Consider the following 20,677-nt stretch of genomic DNA (forward strand, 5'->3'; position numbering starts at 1 on the left):
CAGACATGATCGACGACGGCACCGGACTTCTCACCATCGGCGAGCTGGCGCGGGCCACGGGTCTGACGGTGCGCACCGTCCGCTACTGGTCCGACGAGGGTGTCCTGCCCCCGGTGGGCCGGTCCGCGGGCGGCTACGACGGACTCGACACGGCGGATCCGTGGATCCGGGAGCGGACCCGGAGCATCGGTGTGAACCTGCCGGAAGACCCGACCCCCGAGCAGGTGGACGCCTGGGTGGAGCTCGCGGAACTGCTGCAGGACCCGTACTTCACGGCCGCGATGCGCAGGATGATCGAGTACAACGCGGCCGACCGCGGCCCCGACACCCCGGCCGGTGCGTCGATGGTCTTCTTCCGGCTGCTGATCGAGCTGGCCGGTGCCGCCCGGGCGCGGGGCGTGGCCCCCGAGTCGCCGGAGGCGGACGCCGTGCTGACCGAGCTGTGGAGCGGGCACCGACCGGGCGGCCGTGCTGCGGCGCATCGACCTGGGCAACGAGGTCGCCCGCTACCGGGAGTTGGCGGCCGTGATCAAGGGGGAGGAGGAGCCCCCCAGGCACCAGGAGGAGTTCGGCTGGGTGGTCGCGGCGCTCAAGGCCTGGCCGGACCGTTAATCTGACCAGCGTCAGTACGCCAGCATGGCAGTGAGAAAAGCGAACAAAAAGGGGCGGATCGGTGGCGGACATCGAGGAAGCACGCAAGCAGTTCCAGCGGATCGACGCGGACGGTGACGGATTCATCACCGCCGCCGAGTTCAAGTCCGCCCTGGCCCAGGCCGGTGACTGGAACGTCACCGAGACGGTGGCCGAGGCCATCATCAAGCAGCGTGACCTCAACGGCGACAAGGTTCTGTCGTTCGACGAGTTCTGGGCCTACATGAACAAGTGACCCGGCCGAAGGGGGGTGCCCGTCCTGTGGGGAGGGGCACCCCCCTTCGTCATGGCGTCGACAGCTCCGCCGGATCCCTGTCCTGCGGTGCCGCCTCCCGGCCGCTGTGCCGGTCGGCCGGAGCCGGAGTCCGTGCGCCTCGCGCAGGGGTGACCGCCCTCGGTCCCCGGTGTCCCAGGGACACCGGCAGGCCGAAGAGGCGGCGTTGCGCGGGGTGTCCGCCGGGTCGGCAGGGGCGTGCGGCGCGTCTAGGCCGTCCTCCCGCGCCGGTACTGCCCCGGCGCCACCCCGTACTCCCGCTTGAAGGCCTTGGCGAAGGCGAACTCCGAGGTGTATCCGGCGCGCCCGGCCACCTGACGCACGCTGAGGTCGTCGTGGCGCAGCAGCCGTCCGGCGACCGTCATCCGCCACCACGTCAGGTACGTCAGGGGCGGCTCGCCCAGCAGCGCGGTGAACCGGCGGGCGAAGGCCGCCCGGGACAGGCCGCCGGCCGCGGCGAGTTCCGCCACCGTCCAGGCGCGCGCCGGATCGCCGTGGACCGCGCGCAGCGCCGCCGCGACCGCGGGGTCGGCCAGCCCGGCCGCCCAGCCGCGCGCCCGCCCGGCGGCCAGCTCGCTCTCCCACCAGGCCCGCAGGATGTACAGCAGCAGGGTGTCCAGCAGCGAGGTGACGATCGCGTCCGTCCCCGGCCGCTGTTCCTCCAGCTCCATCCCGAGCAGTTCCACCGCCGCCCGCAGCGAGCGGTGGCTGCCGACCCGGGCGGGCAGGTGCACGACCTCGGGCAGTTCGGCCAGCAGCCGGCGGGCGCGGTCGCGGTCGAGCCGGTAGGTGCCGCACAGCGTGACCGTGTCCGGGCAGCCGGAGCGCGGCTCGCCGGGGTCCGCGGGGTTGCTCCAGGTGCCGTCGGGCAGCAGCTGTACCTCTTGCAGCGGCGCGTCGAGCGCGCCGGCCAGTGCGTGTCCCTGCCCGTGCGCGAGGAAGACGACGTCCCCGGGCGCCAGCGCCACCGGCTCGCCGTCCTGCGGGATCAGCCAGGCCGAACCCCGCAGCACCACATGGAATCCGGCCTCGTCGGCCGAGGCGAACCGCACTCCCCAGGGCGCGTACTTGTCCCGGCGCGCGGAGTGCGGCCGGCCGGTGCGCATGGCCGCGATCACATCGCTGAGTACGTCCATGCCGCCAGCCTAGGCGGGAACCCCCGCCCATGGAGGCGTTCGGGAGAGACGTACGGACAGGAAATCGAGACAGCAAGGCATGGATCGTCTTCCCTCCGAAGCCTAACGTCGACGGCATGACAACATCCGCACGTACAGTGCTCTTTCACGAACTCGGCGGCCCCGACGTACTCACGGTCGAGGAGGTCGAGCTGCCGGATCCCGGGCCGGGCGAGGTGCTGGTGAGGGTCGAGGCGCTCGGGCTGAACCGGGCCGAGGCGATGCTCCGCGCCGGGACCTACTACTACCGGCCGACGCTGCCGGGTTCCCGCAACGGCTACGAGGCCGCGGGCGAGGTGGCGGCGGTCGGCACGGGCGTGACCTCGTTCGCGCCCGGCGACCCGGTCCTGACCGCGGCGAACTTCAACCTCAGCTCCCACGGCGTGTACGGCGAGCTGGTGCTGCTGCCCGAGACCGCGCTCGTGCCGCGCCCCGCCGGCATCGACGCCGTCACCGCGGCAGCCGTCTGGCTCACCTACACGACCGCGTACGGCGCCCTGGTCCAGCGGGCGGGGCTGACGGCCGGGGACCATGTGCTGATCACGGGGGCGTCCAGCGGGGTCGGCACCGCGGCCATCCAGGTGGCGCGGCGTGCCGGTGCGGTCCCGATCGCCACCACGCGCACCGAGGCCAAGCGGCGGGCCCTGCTCGACCTGGGCGCCGAGCATGTCATCGTCACCGGCCACGAGGACGCGGGCGAGGAGACCCGGCGGCTGACCGGCGGCCGGGGCGCCGACATCGTCCTGGACGCGATCGGCGGTCCGGTCCTGCGGGAACTGGGCGCCGCGGTCGCCGACGACGCCACCATGATCTCCTACGGCTGGCTCTCCGAGCAGCCCATCGAGCTGCCCCGGACCTGGCCGGTCACCGTCCACGGCTACAGCAACTTCACGGTGACCGCAACCGCCGACGGCCGCCGCCGCGCGGCCCGCTACATCGGCTCGGGCCTCGGTGACGGCACCCTCCGTCCGGTCGTCGGTGAGGTCGTCGACGGCCTGGACCGCATCGGGGACGCGCACCGTCTGATGGAGTCCAACCGGCATACGGGCAAGATCGTGGTCCGGCTCTGACGGGGTGCCCGCGGGGGACCGTTCGTCCTTTTGCCGCAGCCGTGGAATAGGCCCGTTCCCCGCCGGGTTGTCGCCGACGACGGAAGCATGCGCATGCATTGATCCTGAGAGGCCTGTCATGAAGATCGGCATCATCGGCGCGGGCAACATCGGCGGCAACCTCACCCGGCGGCTCACCGCCCTCGGGCACGACGTGTCCGTGGCGAACTCCCGCGGCCCCGAGACCCTCAAGGAGCTGGCCGAGGAGACCGGCGCGAGGGCGGTCCCGGCGAGCGAGGCGGCCCGGGGCGCCCGGGTCGTCGTGGTCACCGTTCCGCTCAAGCGGGTCCCCGACCTCGCCTCCGGGCTGCTGGACGGCGCGGCCGAGGGCGCCGCCGTGATCGACACCGGGAACTACTACCCGCAGCAGCGCGACGGCCGCATCGCCGGCATCGAGGACGAGGGCCTGACCGAGAGCCGCTGGACGGAACGGCACCTCGGTCACCCCGTGATCAAGGCCTTCAACGGCACCTACGCCCAGGACATCCTGGAGCGCCCCCGCCCGGCCGGCGACCCCGGCCGCATGGCCCTGCCGGTGGCCGGCGACGACGAGGCCGCCAAGCAGGTCGTGCGCGACCTCATCGACGAGCTGGGCTTCGACACGGTCGACGCGGGCGGCATCGACGACTCCTGGCGCCAGCAGCCCGGCACCCCGGTGTACGGCCTGCAGGCGGGGGCCGAGGCCGTACGGAAGGCTCTGTCGGAGGCGTCTCGGGAACGGCCGGCGGACTTCCGGGGCTGACCCGGACCGGACTTCCGGGGCTGACCCGGACGGTCACCGCGGGCAGGGTCAGGCCCCGGCGGCCCAGCTCCGCAGCGCGGCCTTGTCGGCGAAGTCGGCCACGTCCTTGTCGTGCGGCTCGCTGCTGTACTGGTGCAGGCGCCACTTGGCCTCGATGCGGGGCTTGCCCGCGGTGACGTAGTCGGCGATCCACAGGCCGTCGCCGGCGTAGGAGGTGACGTCCACGTTCAGCCAGTAGTCGCGGTTGGCGTACAGGAGCACCTTGTTGTGCGGCCGGAGTTCCTTCAGCGTCCGGATGAACATGTCCTTCTCGGCATTGCTGGCGTGCGTGCCGTCGCTGGTGGTCTCCCAGTCCACGGCGAGCAGGTCGCCCGCCTTCTCCGGGGCGTGCTGGACGAAGTACTCGGCCTGGGCGGTGATGTGCCCCGGCCACAGAAAGTGGTAGAAGCCGACGACGAGTCCGGCGTCGCGCCCGGTCTTGGCCTGGGCGGTGAGCCTGGGGTTGATGTACGAACGCCCCTCCGTCGCCTTGATGAAGACGAAGGAGAGGCCGTCCGTGTCGTACGAGGACGACTGGAACGCGCTGACGTCGATTCCATGAATCATGGGGGGACTCCCTGAAGTGTCAGTGGGGGTGACAGGAGTTGACTGATGTATGCCCCACCTTGGCACGCGGGATCCGCCCCTGGACCCGGAATGTCAGCTTCGCGTGGTCACCGATCCCAGCACCGACGGCGACTTGGCCGACCAGTCGGAGGTGATGATGCTGGCGTGGTCCCTGGCCAGCAGAGAGAGCCGGGCGGCGACCTCGGCGTCCGTCGGGTCGGTCGAGGAGATCGCCGGTGACACCCCGTCTGCGCCGGTCGTGATCAGGATGTAGTGGTTCGCGGAGTAGAACGAGGTGTCGTAGCCGTTGTTCACGTACGTCGCCGCGTCCCCGTCGAAGAACACGAACCAGGGCCGGATCGAGGCGTCGTAACGGCTGGTGCGCGGGTCGCCGGCGGCCGCGCCGAGCACGGCCGGGAAAGCCTGTGCCTCGCCGATCCGCCCTGCCGCGTACAGGTCGCGCAGATGGTCGCCGTACTCCTGGTCCGTCCAGTAGTGGTCGAAGGGGTTCGCCTGCTCCACCGTGCCCGGGATCAGCTCGAAGAGGAACTTGCCCCGCAGGGAGTCGCGGGCGGGCCAGGCGTCGGCCCGGGCCGCCGCGTCCAGGGAGGAGTGCGTCCCGCCCAGCAGGTCGGCCGGCCGGTAGACGCTGTTGCCGAGCTTCTGTGACACCAGGGTGTCGAACTCGTCGGGACCCATGCCCCCCTTGTCGTTGAAGCCGACCTTCATCTCGACCTTGAACACGATCGGCGGGTGGTCGGGGTGGAGCTGGTTCCAGGCCGCGATGTTGTCCAGGCAGCTGCCCAGATCCTGGTTGCGGCTCTTGCTGTACAGGTCGCCCGGGGTCTTCGCGGCCTCGCAGTTGTTGTCGTTGCCGAACGGGTTGCTGTGGCTGACCCGCCACCGGTGGGTCAGGCTGTCCACGTACACGTCCAGCTCCAGCAGCGAGGCGCCGGAGTCCAGCGCCTGTGCGAAATACGTGTACTTGGCCTTGTCGTAGGCGTTGTGCGTGCCGATCGCGGTCGTCCCGGAGAACGTGGGCGACGCCGCCCGGGCGTTCGCCGGTACCACCGCCAGCAGAGCGGCGGCGCCCACGAGCGCCGCCAGTCGTCTCAGGATGCGCATGTCTCAATTCCCCTTTGCTGTCGCCGAGTTGGCGGCAGCGTAGGGGGAAGCGGTTACCGCGTGGTAGCCCCAGGGGCAACATCACCCGTACCGCGCCTCCCCGTTGTGCGCGCTCGGCCCTGAGCTGTGCACAGCTCGGGCATCGAACCGTGCGGGAAGGGAGGCGCCGGGCCCGGCCGGGCGGCTACTCGCCGGTACGTGGCCACGGCGGCTTCGACGCGTCGCAACGAAGCCTCGCGGCTCGTCAAAATTGCAGGTCAAGCGCCGTTCTCCGGATGGATGCCGATCCTTGCGTCCGCACCGGGAGCTCTCAGATTTCCGCCTTCCTCCCAGGCGGTGGCCACCTCTCGTTCATGGGGAAGTCGCCGGAGGACGGCTTGCTGTGGGGCGAAGTTATATAGACAACTTTGCTCACCCGGGTGTCGTCACGACGGTGCCCGGGGCGGAGAGGACCCAACACCGTGTCATCCCTCTCACAGACCGCCGCGTCCGGGAGCAGCATCACGATCGGCTCCGCGACGCCCCCGCAGCGCGGCGACAAACTGGCCTTCACCTGGGCGACCGACGCCCCCGACCCCAAGAACTGGATCGGCGTCTACCCAGCCGACCGGCAGCCCGCCACCGGCAGCAGCTCGCTGGTGTGGTCGTACGTGCCCGGAACCTCGGGACAGACCACCCTCGACACCTCCGGCCTGAGCGACGGCCCGTACATCGCCTATCTGCTGGCCAAGGACGGCTACGGCGTCCTCGCCAGGACCGAGCCGTTCAGCTTCGCGGCCGGCGCCCCCGTCGGCGACCTGGTCGAGCTGACGACCCCCGCACCGCACGAGGGCGACAAGCTCTCCTTCCACTGGACGACGGACGCACCCGACGCGAAGAACTGGATCGGCGTCTACGACGGCGACCGGCAGCCGGGGCACGGCTCCTCCCTCGCCTGGCAGTACACCCCCGGCGCCTCGGGCGACATCACCCTCGACACCGCCGGACTCAGCGGCGGCCCGTACACCGCCTACCTGCTGGCCAAGGACGGCTACGGGATCCTCGCGAAGACGGCCCCGTTCACCTTCGTCGTGCGTCCCGTGATCCCGCGCCCGCACGCGGTCGTCGACGCCGTCACCACCGAGGCGCAGACCGCCGGCAAGGACTTCTCGGTGCAGCTGGGCGGTCTGTGGATCAGGCCCGAGGGCAACGCCGCGGGCAGCGCGGCCTTCAGGCGGGTCGGGGGCGACTCCTGGCTGTCGGTGACCGAGGACGGCACGGTCAGCGGCAGGGCCCCGCTGTTCGCGCCCCGAAGGCCCGGCCGGCTGGTGGCCTCCGTCACCGACAGCGCCGCCGGCAGCGACACCGTCACCGTCCAGGTGCCGGTGCGCACCTCCCGGGAGCGGCTCCGCCTGAAGGCGGCCACCCTCAACCTCTGGGACGCCGGCACCCACGTCGACGGCTTCCTGGAGAAGCAGCTGCGGCTCGTGCTCACCCAGGGCCTGGACGTCGTGGCGCTCCAGGAGTGCGGCGACAAGGGCGCCGAGAACCTCGCCGGGGCGCTCGGCTGGCACGCGCACCAGGCCGGCGGTCTCGGCATCGTGAGCCGCTACCCGCTCGGCGACGTTGTCCCCCCGACCGAGCAGCTGCCGGCCGCCGCCGCGACGCTGCACCTGCCCGGCGACCGCACCGTACGCCTGTGGACGGCCCGGCTGGACGACGCCGACTACGGGCCGTACGCGCTGCTGGCGGGCCGCACGCCCGCGCAGGTCGAGGCGGCGGAGAAGGGGACCGCCCGCTACCGGCAGACGCAGGCGCTGCTGGCCGCGCTGCGGCCGGACCTCGCCTCCCGCAATCCCGTCGTGCTGGCGGCCTCGCTCGCCTCGCCGTCCCACCACGACTGGACGAGCCGCACCGCGTCCGCGCACGGGGGAGTGGGCCGGGTCCGCTGGCCCGTCACCGAGGCGCTGGAGAAGGCCGGTCTCGTCGACGCCTTCCGCGAGGCCCACCCCAGCCCGGTGAAGGTGCCCGGCACCACCTGGTCCCCGGTCAGACCGCAGCGCGAGGGCGGCGGCGGGGCGGAGCCGCAGGACCGGATCGACCAGATCCAGTTCGCGGGGCGGCTCAAGGTCCAGGAGGCGCACAGCCTGTTCACCGGCTGGCCCCGGCCGGTCCCGGACACCGCCGCCAACGGCTGGCCCTCCGACCACGCGGCCGCCGTCGTCACCTTCTCCCTGTCCGCCCGCGGCTGACCGCGAACCACCCGAAGGACCTTCCCGTCATGACCGAGATCAGCCGCCGCAGCTTCATCGGCACCACCGCGGCGGGAGCCGCCATAGCCGCCGGCCTCCCCGGCACGGCCCAGGCCGCGGGGAGCGGCGCCCGCCACGGCAGCATCGCCGACGTCAAGCACGTCGTCATCCTGATGCAGGAGAACCGCAGCTTCGACCACTACTTCGGCACCCTGAGCGGCGTTCGGGGCTTCGGCGACCGCCAGACGACCGTCCTGTCCGACGGCGAGTCCGTGTTCCGCCAGCCCGACCGGAGCCGCAAGGAGGGCCACCTGCTGCCCTTCCGCATGGACACCACGAAGTACAACGCGCAGAACGCGGGCGGCCTCCCGCACGACTGGGACACCGGCCACAGCGCCGTCAACAACGGCGCCATGGACAAGTGGGTGCAGTCCAAGGGCGAGCGCACCATGGGCTACTTCACCCGCGCGGACATCCCCTACCAGTACGCCCTCGCCGACGCCTTCACCCTCTGCGACGGATACTTCTGCTCCCTGAACGGCCCCACCGACCCCAACCGCCTCTACCTGTGGACCGGCACCGCGGGCCCCGGCGTGGACGGCACCACCGGCCCGTGGACCGACAACACACCGGTCACGAACAACCCGGTGGCCGACTGGACGACGTACGCTGAGCGCCTGGAGAAGGCCGGCATCACCTGGCGCGTCTACCACAACCCCGACGGCTCCGACGACCGCAACGGCGACTACGACGACAACGCGCTGTCGTACTTCAAGCAGTTCCACGAGTTCCCCAAGGACGACCCGCGGTACATCAACGCCATGACGAAGTGGGACCTCACGGCGTTCGACCGGCACTGCAAGGACGGCACGCTGCCCACCGTCTCCTGGCTGGTGGCCCCCTACCTGTTCTGCGAGCACCCCAACGCCAGCCCCGACTACGGCGCCCACTGGGTCGACACCGCCCTGCAGTCGCTGTTCTCCAACCCCGACGTCTGGAAGCACACCGTCTTCCTGCTCATGTACGACGAGAACGACGGCTACTTCGACCACGTCATCCCGCCGTTCCCCGAGTCCGGCACCAAGGACGAGTTCGCGAACGGCAAGCCCATCGGCCTCGGCAGCCGGGTGCCGCTGTGGGTCGTCTCGCCGTGGTCGCGCGGCGGCTGGGGCAACTCCCAGGTCTTCGACCACACCTCGGTGCTGCGCTTCCTGGAGCGCGTCACCGGCGTGCAGGAGCCCAACATCTCCGAGTGGCGGCGCACCGTCTGCGGCGACCTCACCAGCTGCTTCGACTTCAGCAAGCCCGACTACAGCATCCCCGGGCTTCCCGACACGGTCGCGCTGATGGCCAAGGCGGACGCCGGCAGCGAGCTGCCGGCGGTCAAGGTGCCCGACCAGCAGTCCATGCCCGCGCAGGAGGAGGGCGACCGGCCCCACCGCGCCCTGCCGTACCGCCCGTGGGCCGACGTGTCGGTCGACCGCGCCACCGGCAAGGTCACCTGCACCCTCACCAATGACGGCAGCGTCGGCTACCACTTCACCGTGCTGCCGAACGTCGCCCTGCCCTTCACCGGCACGCCGTTCACGGTCCCGCCGCGCTCGTCGCGCACCTATGTGTGGGACGCCGCGGGCACCGACGGCCGCTACGACTTCTCCGTGTACGGCGCCGACGGGTTCGTCCGCCGCTTCTCCGGCACGGTGGTCCGCGCGGGCCAGGACGACGTGGCCGTGCCGTCGGTCCGGGCGGCCCTTCGGTCCCCGGGGCGGCCGGAGCACGCCACGGTGGAGCTGGAACTGCGCAACACCGGCGGCGCCGAGGTGGCGTTCACGATCACGCCGAACGACTTCGCCGGCCAGGAGCGGACCGTGTGGGTCGGCGCGGGCGACCACACCCGCCTGACGTGGCGCACCGACCGGGGGCGCTACGACATCACGGTCACCGCGGGCACCGGCACGCGGTTCGCCCAGCGGTACGCGGGCACCGTCCACGCCGGCTGAGACGACGCAGGGTGGGACCGGACAACCGGTCCCACCCTGCGGACGTATCGTTTCTCAGCACTCGATGATGTTCACCGCGAGGCCGCCGCGGGCCGTCTCCTTGTACTTCACGCTCATGTCCGCGCCGGTGTCCTTCATGGTCTTGATGACCTTGTCCAGCGACACCTTGTGCGAGCCGTCCCCGCGCATCGCCATCTTCGCGGCCGTGACCGCCTTCACCGCGGCCATGCCGTTGCGCTCGATGCACGGGATCTGGACCAGGCCGCCGACCGGGTCGCAGGTCAGGCCGAGGTTGTGCTCCATGCCGATCTCGGCCGCGTTCTCGACCTGCTCGGGGGAGCCGCCGAGGACCTCGGCGAGGGCGCCCGCGGCCATCGAGCAGGCGGAGCCGACCTCGCCCTGGCAGCCGACCTCGGCGCCGGAGATGGAGGCGTTCTCCTTGAAGAGCATGCCGATGGCGCCGGCGGCCAGCAGGAACCGGACGATGCCGTCCTCGTCGGCGCCGGGCACGAAGTTGATGTAGTAGTGCAGGACCGCCGGGATGATGCCTGCCGCGCCGTTCGTCGGGGCGGTCACGACCCGGCCGCCCGCCGCGTTCTCCTCGTTGACCGCCATCGCGTAAAGCGTGATCCACTCCATCGCGTGGGCCAGCGGGTCGCCCTCGGCGCGCAGCTGCCGGGCCGAGACCGCGGCGCGGCGGCGGACCTTCAGACCGCCGGGCAGGATGCCCTCCCGGGACATGCCGCGCGCGACGCAGGCCTGCATCACCCGCCAGATCTCCAGCAGGCCCGCGCGGATCTCCTCCTCCGTGCGCCAGGCCCGCTCGTTCTCCAGCATGAGGGAGGAGATCGACAGGCCCGTCTCCCCGGTGAGGCGCAGCAGCTCGTCGCCGGTGCGGAAGGGGTACTTCAGGACCGTGTCGTCCAGCTTGATGCGGTCCGCGCCGACCGCCTCCTCGTCCACGACGAAGCCGCCGCCGACCGAGTAGTACGTCTTGGAGAGCACCTCGGTGCCCGCGGTGTCGTAGGCCCACAGGGTCATGCCGTTGGCGTGGTACGGCAGGGCCTTGCGGCGGTGCAGGACCAGGTCGTCGTCGAAGGAGAAGGGGATCTCGTGCTCGCCGAGGAGCGAGAGCCGGCCCGTCTTCCGGATGCTCTCCACCCGCTCGTCGGCCGACTCCACGTCGACCGTGCGCGGCGAGGCGCCCTCCAGGCCGAGCAGCACCGCCTTCGGGGTGCCGTGGCCGTGGCCGGTCGCGCCGAGCGAGCCGTACAGCTCGCAACGGACGGACGCGGCCTTCTCCAGGAGGCCTTCGTTGCGCAGGCGGCGGGCGAACATGCGTGCCGCGCGCATCGGGCCCACCGTGTGGGAGCTGGACGGGCCTATGCCGATCGAGAACAGGTCGAAGACCGAGATGGCCACGGGGACTCCTCAATGCAGGGTGGTGCGGGGTGGTGCGGGGGCGGCGCGGGTGCGGGGGCACCGCGCGCTGTTCTTCCAGTGTGCGCGGTGCCCCGTAAAAGGTGACTTACTTGTTCAGAACCGGGTACAGCGGGTGCTTGTCGGCCAGGGCCTTCACCCGGGCCTTGAGGGCCTCGGCGTCGTAGGACGGCTTCAGCGCCTCGGCGATCACGTCCGCGACCTCGGCGAAGTCCTCGGCCGTGAAGCCGCGGGTGGCGAGGGCGGGCGTGCCGATCCTGAGGCCCGAGGTGACCATCGGGGGACGCGGGTCGTTCGGGACGGCGTTGCGGTTGACCGTGATCCCGACCTCGTGGAGGCGGTCCTCGGCCTGCTGGCCGTCCAGCTCCGACTCGCGCAGGTCGACCAGGATCAGGTGCACGTCCGTACCGCCGGACAGCACGTTCACGCCGGCCTCGCGGGCGTCGGCGGCGGTCAGCCGCTCGGCGAGGATCCGCGCGCCCTCCACCGTACGGCGCTGGCGCTCCTTGAAGTCCTCGCTCGCCGCGACCTTGAAGGAGACCGCCTTGGCCGCGATCACGTGCTCCAGGGGGCCGCCCTGGAAGCCCGGGAAGACGGACGAGTTCAGCTTCTTCGCGAAGGCCTTCTTCGCGAGGATGACGCCGCCGCGGGGGCCGCCCAGCGTCTTGTGGGTCGTGGAGGTCACCACGTCCGCGTGCTCCACCGGGTTCGGGTGCAGACCGGCGGCGACCAGGCCGGCGAAATGCGCCATGTCGACCCACAGGTACGCCTCGACCTCGTCGGCGATCCGGCGGAACTCGGCGAAGTCCAGCTGCCGCGGGTACGCCGACCAGCCCGCGATGATCACCTTCGGGCGGTGCTCCTTGGCGAGCCGCTCGACCTCGGCCATGTCGACCAGGCCGGTCTCCACGTCCACGTGGTACGCGACCACGTCGAACTGCTTGCCGGAGAAGTTCAGCCGCATCCCGTGGGTCAGGTGGCCGCCGTGCGCCAGGTCCAGGCCGAGGATGGTGTCCCCGGGCTGGGCCAGCGCGAACAGCGCCGCCTGGTTCGCGGAGGCGCCGGAGTGGGGCTGCACATTGGCGTACTCGGCGCCGAACAGCTCCTTGATCCGGTCGATGGCGATCTGCTCGGCGACGTCGACGTGCTCGCAGCCGCCGTAGTAGCGGCGGCCCGGGTAGCCCTCGGCGTACTTGTTGGTCAGGACCGAACCCTGGGCCTCCATCACCGCGAGCGGTGCGAAGTTCTCGGAGGCGATCATCTCCAGCGTCGACTGCTGGCGGTGCAGCTCGGCGTCGACCGCGGCGGCGATCTCCGGGTCCAGCTCGTGCAGGGGCGTGTTCAGGACAGTCATACGGCTACGCCTCCTCAGCCGGCGTTCTGGGCGGTGTACTCGTCGGCGGAGAGCAGGTCGGCCGGCTCCTCCGTGACGCGGACCTTGAACAGCCAGCCGCCTTCGAAGGGGGCGGAGTTCACCAGCGACGGGTCGTCCACCACGTCCTGGTTGGCCGCGACGACCTCACCGGTGACCGGCGAGTACAGGTCGGAGACCGACTTGGTCGACTCCAGCTCGCCGCAGGTCTCGCCCGCGGTCACCGTGTCGCCGACCTCGGGGAGCTGGGCGTAGACCACATCGCCGAGCGCGTTGGCCGCGAACTCGGTGATGCCGACCGTCGAGACGCCGTCCTCGGCGGCCGACAGCCACTCGTGCTCCTTGCTGTAGCGCAGCTGCTGGGGGTTGCTCATGGCCTGAATTCTCCTGTACGCGCGGGAGTGGTGGTCAATGGGGGACTGCTGAGACTGCTGGTGAGCAGATGAATGTGCGCAGGGTCAGGGTCCGGGTACGGACCGCGTCCGGCGTCTACTTCTGGCGCTTGTAGAAGGGCAGTGCCACGACCTCGTAGGGCTCGTGGCTTCCCCGGATGTCCACGCCGACGCCCTCGGTGCCCGGCGCCGCGTGCGCCGCGTCGACGTACGCGATGGCGATCGGCTTGCCCAGGGTGGGGGAGGGGGCACCGGAGGTGACCTCGCCGATCACCGTGCCGCCCGCGACGACCTGGTAGCCGGCGCGCGGCACCCTGCGGCCCTCGGCGATCAGTCCGACGAGTACCCGCGGCGGGCTCTGCTCAGCCCTGGAGGCGGCCTCGGTGAGCGCCTCGCGGCCCACGAAGTCGCCTTCCTTCTCGAACTTCACCACGCGGCCGAGCCCGGCGTCGAAGGGGGTGAGCGAGGTGGTCAGCTCGTGCCCGTACAGCGGCATGCCCGCCTCCAGGCGCAGGGTGTCCCGGCAGGACAGGCCGCACGGCACGAGACCGACGCCCTCGCCGGCCTCGGTCAGCGCCTGCCACAGCGCCACGGCGTGCTCGGGCTTGACGAACAGCTCGAAGCCGTCCTCGCCGGTGTAGCCGGTGCGCGCGATCAGCGCGGGGACGCCCGCGACCGTGCCGGGCAGGCCCGCGTAGTACTTCAGGCCGTCCAGGTCGGCGTCGGTGAGGGACTTCAGGATCCCGGGGGACTCGGGGCCCTGGACCGCGATCAGCGCGTACGCGTCACGGTCGTCACGGACCTCGGCGTCGAAGTCCGCGGCACGCTCGGTCAGCGCGTCCAGCACCACCTGGGCGTTGGAGGCGTTGGCGACGACCATGTACTCGGTCTCGGCCAGCCGGTAGACGATCAGGTCGTCCAGGATGCCGCCGTCGGCCCGGCAGATCATGGTGTAGCGGGCGCGGCCGACGCCGACGGAGGCGATGTTGCCGACCAGGGCGTAGTTCAGGAGGGCGGCCGCCTGCGGCCCGGTCACGGTGATCTCGCCCATGTGGGAGAGGTCGAAGAGACCGGCCCTGGTCCGCACCGCGACGTGCTCGTCGCGCTCGGAGCCGTAGCGCAGGGGCATGTCCCAGCCCGCGAAGTCGGTCATCGTCGCACCGAGCGAGCGATGCAGCGCGTCCAGCGCGGTGTGGCGCAGCTCGGTGGGTTCGGTACTGCTCATCGGTCGGTCGTCTCCCAAGGCAGGCATGACGGGCGAGGAACGTTCCTCCCCATCTGTCATCGGAACCTGAGAGGTTCGCCGGGACCGCCACAGGGGGGCGATCGCGGCTTGCACCTTGGGTGGAGCCACTGACACAGCGGCCCGCTTTTCAGATGTGCCTCGCCCGCGCGGTAACGGGGCCTGAGAGATTCAAGGGAGGGACTTGCTCCTTCGGCGTCCCAGCGAAGACTGCTGGGAACTCTCCCGCGCGGATTCAAGCGGCCGATATGCAGTTGGCGGCCACATCATTGCACGCCGGACCCCCACCCGTCAGGGTCCGCATCTGTAACCGACCTGTGGCACTACGCGCACCGAACCACAGGACACCGCGCATTACCTTCTCTTTACATCCGAGGGGCATGACCTTTGCACGCCCACAGGGGAGGACGATCACGGTGAACAGGACCACGGCCTACGCCGCCACCACCGGCATCATGGTGCCCGGGCAGCGTTCAGCCCCGGCCCGCGAGCGCTGCGCCGAGCGCCCGGCCCCCGTCGTCCGCGATCTGCGCGACCGCGCCGGCCGCAGCCCGCACGCACTGCTCTTCGGCCCCCGTGACCTGGTGGTGATCACCGGCCTGCCCGGCAGCGGCAAGTCCACCCTGATGCACCGCACGGTCCCCGGCCACCGCATCGACTCCCAGGACACCCGCGAGCGCTGGGCCCTTCGCCTGCCCCGCCTCCTGCCGTACGCCCTCTACCGCCCGCTGGTGCGCCTCGCCCACTACGCCGGACTGCACCGCGCCCTGCGCACCGGCGAGGGGGTCGTCGTGCACGACTGCGGCACCCAGGCCTGGGTGCGCGCCTGGCTGGCCCGCGAGGCCCGCCGCCGCGGCGGCACCCTGCACCTGCTCCTGCTCGACGTGACCCCGACGGCGGCCAGGGAGGGCCAGCGCCGGCGCGGCCGGGGCGTGTCCCGCTACGCCTTCCGCCGGCACCGACGCACGGCCGCCCGCCTGGTCGGCGCGGTGGAGCGGGGGGAGCTGCCCGCCGGCTGCGGCTCGGCGGTGTTGCTGGACCGCGACGCGGCGGACGTCCTGCACCGCATCGGCTTCACCGCCGGCCCGGAGTGAGGCGCTGGCTCGGACCGAGCCGGTCACCGGAACCGGCCGGAAACCGGAGCGAGCCCGTCGTCGGGACCGGCCGGAATCCGGAGCGAGTCCGTCGTCGGCCGGAATCCGGAGCGAGCCCGTCGTCGGAACCGGCCGGTCGTCGGACTGAAGCCGGTCGTCGGACTGAGCGGTGTCACAGGCACCCGCTAGCCTTTTGCATCACAACGGCGGTTCCCAGCAGGCGGCAGGCAGATGGACTTCTCGGCGGCGGGCTTTCCCGCGGACATCCCGGCACAGGCACACCCCCACCCGCACGGCGGTTGGCCCGGCAACGAGCTGGAGGAGGTGCTCTCGGCCTCCCTCGGCATACCCTCCGCGGGCGGCCGGATCGTCGAAGTCCTCGGCCGCAGCTTCCTCTGGATCCCGCTGCCCAACGGCGGCGGCCCGGACAGCGGCCCGCTGGACCTGCCCACCCTGGAGATCGACGGCCGGGTCTACGTCCCGGTCTTCAGCTCCGAGGAGCAGCTCCGGCAGGTGACCGGCTCCCACATGTCGTACACCATCGCCCCGGCGGTGGAGTTCGCCCGCGGTCTGCCCCCGCAGGTCGGTATCGCCGTCAACCCCGACGGCGTGGTCGGCATACCGCTCCCGCCCGAGGCGGTGGCCGAGCTGTCCCGAGGGAGCCGCACCGCGCTGGACGGCCCCAGCACCGGAGGCCGGGTCCGCCTCTTCGAGCCCGACTGGCAGGACGACCCGGTCGACTTCCTCTCCGCGGCCTCCGCCGAGTTCGCCGAGACGGGCGTGGTCCTCACGGCCCGCCGCTGCCTGGCTGCCATCGAGACCGCCGACCCGGTGATGTTCGTGGGCGTGGAGCTCTCCCAGTGGGAGGGCGACCTGCGAGCCCTTCCCCTGCAGGCCCTGGGTAAAGCTCTGGGCAAGGTCCCGGTCCAGTGGCCGGTCAACCTGGTCCTCCTGGACGTGGCCGAGGATCCGGTCGGTCACTGGCTCAAATCAAAGGTCCGCCCCTTCTACCAGTACGGCCACTAGAAGCGGGTGCGGGCGCGGCCGAGCACCAGGGGCGCGGGGAACTGCGCGAGAACCCACCACGAACCCGCACTCGCCTACGGACACGAGGTCCCGGGCCGTTCGGCGCTTAAGCTGTGTCCGAACGCGGGGCAATATTCGAAGGGGCGGTAAGACAGGTGAGCGCGAGCCCAAGCGGCAGCGTCGAGCACATGCTGCGCCAGGTCACCCCCGGGCGCTACGACGCCTACGAGGCACTGCTGCGCGCCCTCGCCACCCCTTCCTCCGGCCAGATCTGGATGCTCCTGTGGCACGGCCAGGGCGGATCCCCGGACGCCCAGTACGGGAACATGGAGGTCGACGGCTTCAGCTACGCCCCCTGTGTGACCTCCGCCCAGGAACTCTCGGCCAGCGGCTGGAACCGCTCCTACGAGGTGGTCGACAGCCTGGACGTGGCCCGCACCCTCTACCCCGACCACTACGGCCTCTGGCTCAACCCGCACGCTCCCGGCGGCGGCCTCGGCATCCCCTGGCTGGACCTGCGCCGCATCGCCACCGGCCTGGACCGCCAGCCCGCCGGCCCCCTGCGGCTGACGGAACCCGGCGTCGAGATCCCGCAGTTCTACGCCCTGCTCGCGCAGAACGCCCACCGCACCCCGGCCCTGCGCGCCCTGCGCCGCGCCTGGGTGCAGCCCGCGCTCGGGGCGCCGTATCTCGCCATCGGCCTGGACGTGTACGAGACCTCCCCGGCCGCGGTCGACTCGGTGCGCGCGATGATGCAGCAGTCCGTCGGCGCGGTCCCGGAGGGGCTGCCGGTCTCGACGGTGGCGATGACGGACGACTACGACCCGGTCGTGATGTGGATGCGGGCGAACGCCCGCCCGTTCTACGACCGCGAGGCCCACGCGGCTCCGCCCCAGCCCCAGCTCCAGGCCTCGCCCCAGGCCCCGGCCGCCGGTTACGGGTACCCGCCCGTCCACGGCGGCTACTGATCAACGGGGCCGCGCGCCACGCGTCCTGACCCGTATCGCAGAATGGACAGGGCGGTGCGCTTCTGCGCGCGTAGACATCCGCGGTACGCACCGAACCGGGCATAATCTGCCGTTCTGTCCTAACTGGGCCGCGTCCGAGGGTCGTTACCCACTGTTCGGATAACGGATTCCCCTGCACTGCATCACGGTTGCGCATACTTTCGCCGTCAGCTCTGGCGGGTGATCGCAGCCACGCTGAAGACTCCCGACTCAAGACGCGAGGTGAAGACCTCGTGATCGATGGCAAGTCGACAAAGCCGCAAACCGCGGCAGGCGCAGGCCGGTCACCACCGGCGAGAGGGGTCGCTCACCGTGACCGCACCGATCGAGACCACCGGAGCGGCAGCCGAGGCGCAGCCGGAGGCTGTGCTGGAGGGTGTCCAGAAGGGGCAGATCGAGGGTCGTTCCCTGGGTCAGATCGCCTGGTCCCGGTTCAAGCGGGACAGAGTCGCCGTCGTCGGCGGCGTCGTCGTGATCCTGCTGATCCTCCTCGCAATCCTCTCGCGCCCCATCCAGGCCATGTTCGGCCTCGACCCCAACGCCTTCCACCAGGACCTGATCGTGCCCGACACCTCGCTGCCCAAGGGCGGCTGGGGCGGCATGAGCCTCGATCACCCGCTGGGCGTGGACCCGAAGTTCGGCCGGGACATCGCCACCCGCATCCTCGAAGGTTCCTGGGTCTCGCTGGTGGTCGCCTTCGGCGCCACGATCCTGTCGAACGTGATCGGCGCCGTCATGGGCGTGGTCGCCGGCTACTACGGCGGCCGGGTCGACTCGATCATCAGCCGGCTGATGGACATCTTCCTCGCCTTCCCCCTCCTGCTGTTCGCGATCGCCATCTCCGCCACCCTCCAGGGCGGCGCCTTCGGCCTCAACGGACTGCCGCTGCATCTGAGCGTTCTCATCTTCGTCATCGGCTTCTTCAACTGGCCCTACCTGGGCCGGATCGTGCGAGGCCAGACGCTCGCCCTGCGTGAGCGCGAGTTCGTGGACGCGGCCCGCGGCATGGGAGCCAAGGGTCCGTACATCCTCTTCCGCGAGCTGATGCCCAACCTGGTCGGCCCGATCATCGTCTACTCGACGCTGCTCATCCCGACCAACATCCTGTTCGAGGCCTCCCTGAGCTTCCTGGGTGTGGGCATCCAGCCCCCGCAGGCGTCCTGGGGCGGCATGCTCCGGGAAGCCGTCACCTACTACCAGGTCGATCCCCAGTACATGATCGTGCCGGGCCTCGCCATCTTCATCACCGTCCTGGCGTTCAATCTGCTCGGCGACGGTCTCCGAGACGCTCTCGACCCCCGCAGCCGCTAGGCAGCCCCGAGAGTCCATCAAGTTTCCTATCTATGGAGGGGAAGCAGACCATCATGCGAAGGTCAGCGCTGGCCGCGGTCGCGGCAATCGGCTCCGCAAGCCTGCTGGTTGCAGGTTGCAGCAAGGCCGATGACAACAAGGACGGCAACACCCCGAAGGCGGCCGGTGCCAACGCGGCGACCACGGGTGTCGTCAACGCGTCCGACAAAAAGGGCGGCACGGTCACCTACGAGATGTCGGACGTGCCCGACTCGTTCGACCCGGGCAACACGTACTACGCGTACATGTACAACTTCAGCCGGCTCTACGCCCGCCCGCTGATGACGTTCCAGCCCGGCCCCGGCGAGAAGGGCAACACCCTCGTCCCGGACCTCGCCGCGAGCAAGGGCGTCCCGAGCGACGGCGGCAAGACCTGGACGTACAAGCTGCGTTCGGGCCTGAAGTACCAGGACGGTTCGGCGATCACGTCGAAGGACGTCAAGTACGCCGTCGAGCGGTCCAACTTCGCGCGTGACGTGCTCTCGCTCGGCCCGAACTACTTCCAGCAGTTCATGAAGGACGGCGACAAGTACAAGGGTCCGTACAAGGACAAGAGCGCCAAGGGCCTGTCCTCGATCGAGACGCCGGACGACACCACGATCGTCTTCCACCTCAACCGTGCCTTCCAGGAGTTCGACTACCTGGTCGCCGCGCCGCAGACGGCTCCGGTGCCGCAGGCCAAGGACGACGGCGTCGACTACGTCAAGCACATCGTGTCCTCGGGCTCGTACCAGTTCCAGAGCTACGAGGAGGGCAAGCAGGCCGTCCTCGTCCGCAACAAGAACTGGGACGCGAAGACCGACCCGCTGCGCAAGCAGCTGCCGGACAAGATCGTCGTCAACCTGAAGGTCAACCCGGAGACGATCGACAAGGACCTGCAGTCCGGCGACGCCACCGTCGACCTCGCGGGCTCCGGTGTCCAGGCCTCCACCCAGGCCGAGCTGATCAACTCGGCCGACGGCAAGGCCGCCACCGACAACACCTACGGTGGCCGTCTGGTCTACATGGCGATCAACACCAAGGTCGCGCCGTTCGACAAGCCGGAGTGCCGCAAGGCGGTCCAGTACGCCGTCGACAAGGTCTCCGTGCAGACCGCCGAGGGCGGCCCGATCCGCGGTGACGTCGCCTCCACCGTTCTGCCGCCGGACATCACCGGCTACCAGAAGGCGGACACCTACCCGAGCGCGGGCAACAAGGGTGACGTCGCCAAGGCCAAGGACCAGCTGAAGGCCTGCGGCAAGTCGTCGATCTCGACGAACATCACGGCCCGCTCCGACCGCCCGCAGGAGATCGACGCGGCCACCGCGATCATCAACTCGCTGAAGAAGGTCGGCATCAACGCCACCCTGAAGCAGTACCCGTCCGGTAAGTACTTCACCGACTACGCGGGTGTGCCGAAGTTCACCGAGAAGCAGAACATCGGCCTGATCATGATGCAGTGGGGCGCCGACTGGCCCTCCGGCTACGGCTTCCTGCAGCAGATCCTGAACGGCAAGGCGATCAGCCAGTCCGGCAACACCAACCTGTCGCAGTACGACAGCAAGAAGGTCAACGACCTGCTCGGCAAGGCCATCGCCACCGAGGACGCCGGCAAGCGCAACGAGCTGTACGGGCAGATCGACAAGCAGACGATGGACGACGCCGTCATCGTGCCGCTGACCTACTTCAAGGTCCTGCTGTACCGCTCGCCGTACGCCACCAACGTGGTCTCCACGGCCGCCTTCAGTGGTCAGTACGACTACCTCAACCTCGGCACCACGAAGAAGTAGCAGCCCCGGAAGGCAGGTGAAGGCATTGGTGCCCGCGGGCTACGCGGCCCGCGGGCACCAGCGCCGGTCCC

General features: G+C 70.6%; 17 protein-coding genes, 1 pseudogene and 1 riboswitch. Of the genes and pseudogenes, 11 read left to right on the forward strand and 7 right to left on the reverse strand.

Features of this window, described 5'->3' with window-relative positions:
* Nucleotides 1-5 precede the first annotated feature (5 nt).
* Nucleotides 6-612 (forward strand): annotated as a pseudogene (locus ACFZCP_RS39100) (MerR family DNA-binding transcriptional regulator).
* 61 nt (nt 613-673) lie between these two features.
* On the forward strand, nt 674-886 hold the full coding sequence (locus ACFZCP_RS39105) for an EF-hand domain-containing protein (RefSeq protein ID WP_362698186.1): 213 nt from the start codon (nt 674-676) through the stop codon (nt 884-886).
* A 248-nt stretch (nt 887-1,134) separates the two neighbouring features.
* Here ACFZCP_RS39105 and ACFZCP_RS39110 read toward each other — a convergent pair whose 3' ends face one another.
* Nucleotides 1,135-2,061, reverse strand: a complete 927-nt coding sequence (locus ACFZCP_RS39110; protein ID WP_391439048.1) for a cupin domain-containing protein — start codon at nt 2,059-2,061, stop codon at nt 1,135-1,137.
* A gap of 116 nt (nt 2,062-2,177) precedes the next feature.
* On the opposite strand from ACFZCP_RS39110, the gene ACFZCP_RS39115 reads away from it, so the two are divergent.
* Both ACFZCP_RS39115 and ACFZCP_RS39120 read left to right on the forward strand, forming a co-directional pair.
* Nucleotides 2,178-3,170, forward strand: a complete 993-nt coding sequence (locus ACFZCP_RS39115) for a zinc-binding dehydrogenase (protein WP_391439053.1) — start codon at nt 2,178-2,180, stop codon at nt 3,168-3,170.
* A 118-nt stretch (nt 3,171-3,288) separates the two neighbouring features.
* Entirely contained in the window at nt 3,289-3,951 is a 663-nt protein-coding gene (locus ACFZCP_RS39120) for an NAD(P)-binding domain-containing protein (RefSeq protein WP_391439057.1), read from the forward strand.
* A 48-nt stretch (nt 3,952-3,999) separates the two neighbouring features.
* Here ACFZCP_RS39120 and ACFZCP_RS39125 read toward each other — a convergent pair whose 3' ends face one another.
* Nucleotides 4,000-4,557, reverse strand: a complete 558-nt coding sequence (locus ACFZCP_RS39125) for a GH25 family lysozyme (protein WP_391439061.1) — start codon at nt 4,555-4,557, stop codon at nt 4,000-4,002.
* A gap of 93 nt (nt 4,558-4,650) precedes the next feature.
* The gene (locus tag ACFZCP_RS39130) at nt 4,651-5,682 is read right to left on the reverse strand and encodes a Ca2+-dependent phosphoinositide-specific phospholipase C (protein ID WP_391439066.1); all 1,032 of its coding nucleotides are present in this window, start codon (nt 5,680-5,682) and stop codon (nt 4,651-4,653) included.
* Between the two features lie 461 nt (nt 5,683-6,143).
* On the opposite strand from ACFZCP_RS39130, the gene ACFZCP_RS39135 reads away from it, so the two are divergent.
* Both ACFZCP_RS39135 and ACFZCP_RS39140 read left to right on the forward strand, forming a co-directional pair.
* Nucleotides 6,144-7,913, forward strand: coding sequence for an endonuclease/exonuclease/phosphatase family protein (locus ACFZCP_RS39135; RefSeq protein ID WP_391439071.1), 1,770 nt, complete (start codon nt 6,144-6,146; stop codon nt 7,911-7,913).
* 29 nt (nt 7,914-7,942) lie between these two features.
* Nucleotides 7,943-9,913 (forward strand): phosphocholine-specific phospholipase C, encoded by a 1,971-nt coding sequence (locus ACFZCP_RS39140; protein WP_391439076.1) that lies wholly within the window; start codon nt 7,943-7,945, stop codon nt 9,911-9,913.
* Between the two features lie 54 nt (nt 9,914-9,967).
* Here the strand turns inward: ACFZCP_RS39140 and ACFZCP_RS39145 are convergent, their stop codons facing one another.
* The 4 genes from ACFZCP_RS39145 to gcvT all read right to left on the reverse strand — a co-directional run bounded on the left by ACFZCP_RS39145 (nt 9,968) and on the right by gcvT (nt 14,342).
* Entirely contained in the window at nt 9,968-11,335 is a 1,368-nt protein-coding gene (locus ACFZCP_RS39145) for an L-serine ammonia-lyase (RefSeq protein ID WP_391439083.1), read from the reverse strand.
* A 106-nt stretch (nt 11,336-11,441) separates the two neighbouring features.
* Nucleotides 11,442-12,707, reverse strand: a complete 1,266-nt coding sequence (glyA, locus tag ACFZCP_RS39150) for a serine hydroxymethyltransferase (protein ID WP_391439088.1) — start codon at nt 12,705-12,707, stop codon at nt 11,442-11,444.
* Nucleotides 12,708-12,721: 14 nt separating this feature from the next.
* Complete coding sequence (gene gcvH / locus ACFZCP_RS39155; protein ID WP_362698156.1) at nt 12,722-13,099, reverse strand: glycine cleavage system protein GcvH; 378 nt, start codon at nt 13,097-13,099, stop codon at nt 12,722-12,724.
* A gap of 115 nt (nt 13,100-13,214) precedes the next feature.
* A complete protein-coding gene (gene gcvT, locus ACFZCP_RS39160; RefSeq protein WP_391439096.1) occupies nt 13,215-14,342 on the reverse strand; it encodes a glycine cleavage system aminomethyltransferase GcvT in 1,128 nt (375 codons plus the stop codon).
* Between the two features lie 158 nt (nt 14,343-14,500).
* Nucleotides 14,501-14,598: riboswitch (glycine riboswitch) on the reverse strand.
* Between the two features lie 178 nt (nt 14,599-14,776).
* Between gcvT and ACFZCP_RS39165 the strand changes: the two genes are divergently transcribed.
* From ACFZCP_RS39165 to ACFZCP_RS39185, 5 genes are all read left to right on the forward strand, one after another.
* Nucleotides 14,777-15,454 (forward strand): AAA family ATPase, encoded by a 678-nt coding sequence (locus ACFZCP_RS39165; protein WP_391439099.1) that lies wholly within the window; start codon nt 14,777-14,779, stop codon nt 15,452-15,454.
* Nucleotides 15,455-15,685: 231 nt separating this feature from the next.
* Entirely contained in the window at nt 15,686-16,480 is a 795-nt protein-coding gene (locus ACFZCP_RS39170) for an enhanced serine sensitivity protein SseB C-terminal domain-containing protein (protein WP_391439103.1), read from the forward strand.
* Between the two features lie 188 nt (nt 16,481-16,668).
* A complete protein-coding gene (locus tag ACFZCP_RS39175; protein WP_391439390.1) occupies nt 16,669-17,448 on the forward strand; it encodes an enhanced serine sensitivity protein SseB C-terminal domain-containing protein in 780 nt (259 codons plus the stop codon).
* Between the two features lie 351 nt (nt 17,449-17,799).
* A complete protein-coding gene (locus tag ACFZCP_RS39180) occupies nt 17,800-18,798 on the forward strand; it encodes an ABC transporter permease (protein WP_362698141.1) in 999 nt (332 codons plus the stop codon).
* 32 nt (nt 18,799-18,830) lie between these two features.
* Nucleotides 18,831-20,606, forward strand: coding sequence for an ABC transporter substrate-binding protein (locus ACFZCP_RS39185; RefSeq protein WP_391439108.1), 1,776 nt, complete (start codon nt 18,831-18,833; stop codon nt 20,604-20,606).
* Nucleotides 20,607-20,677: the final 71 nt, after the last annotated feature.

It is taken from the genome of Streptomyces sp. NPDC007971, assembly GCF_042958635.1.
Lineage (GTDB): Bacteria > Actinomycetota > Actinomycetes > Streptomycetales > Streptomycetaceae > Streptomyces.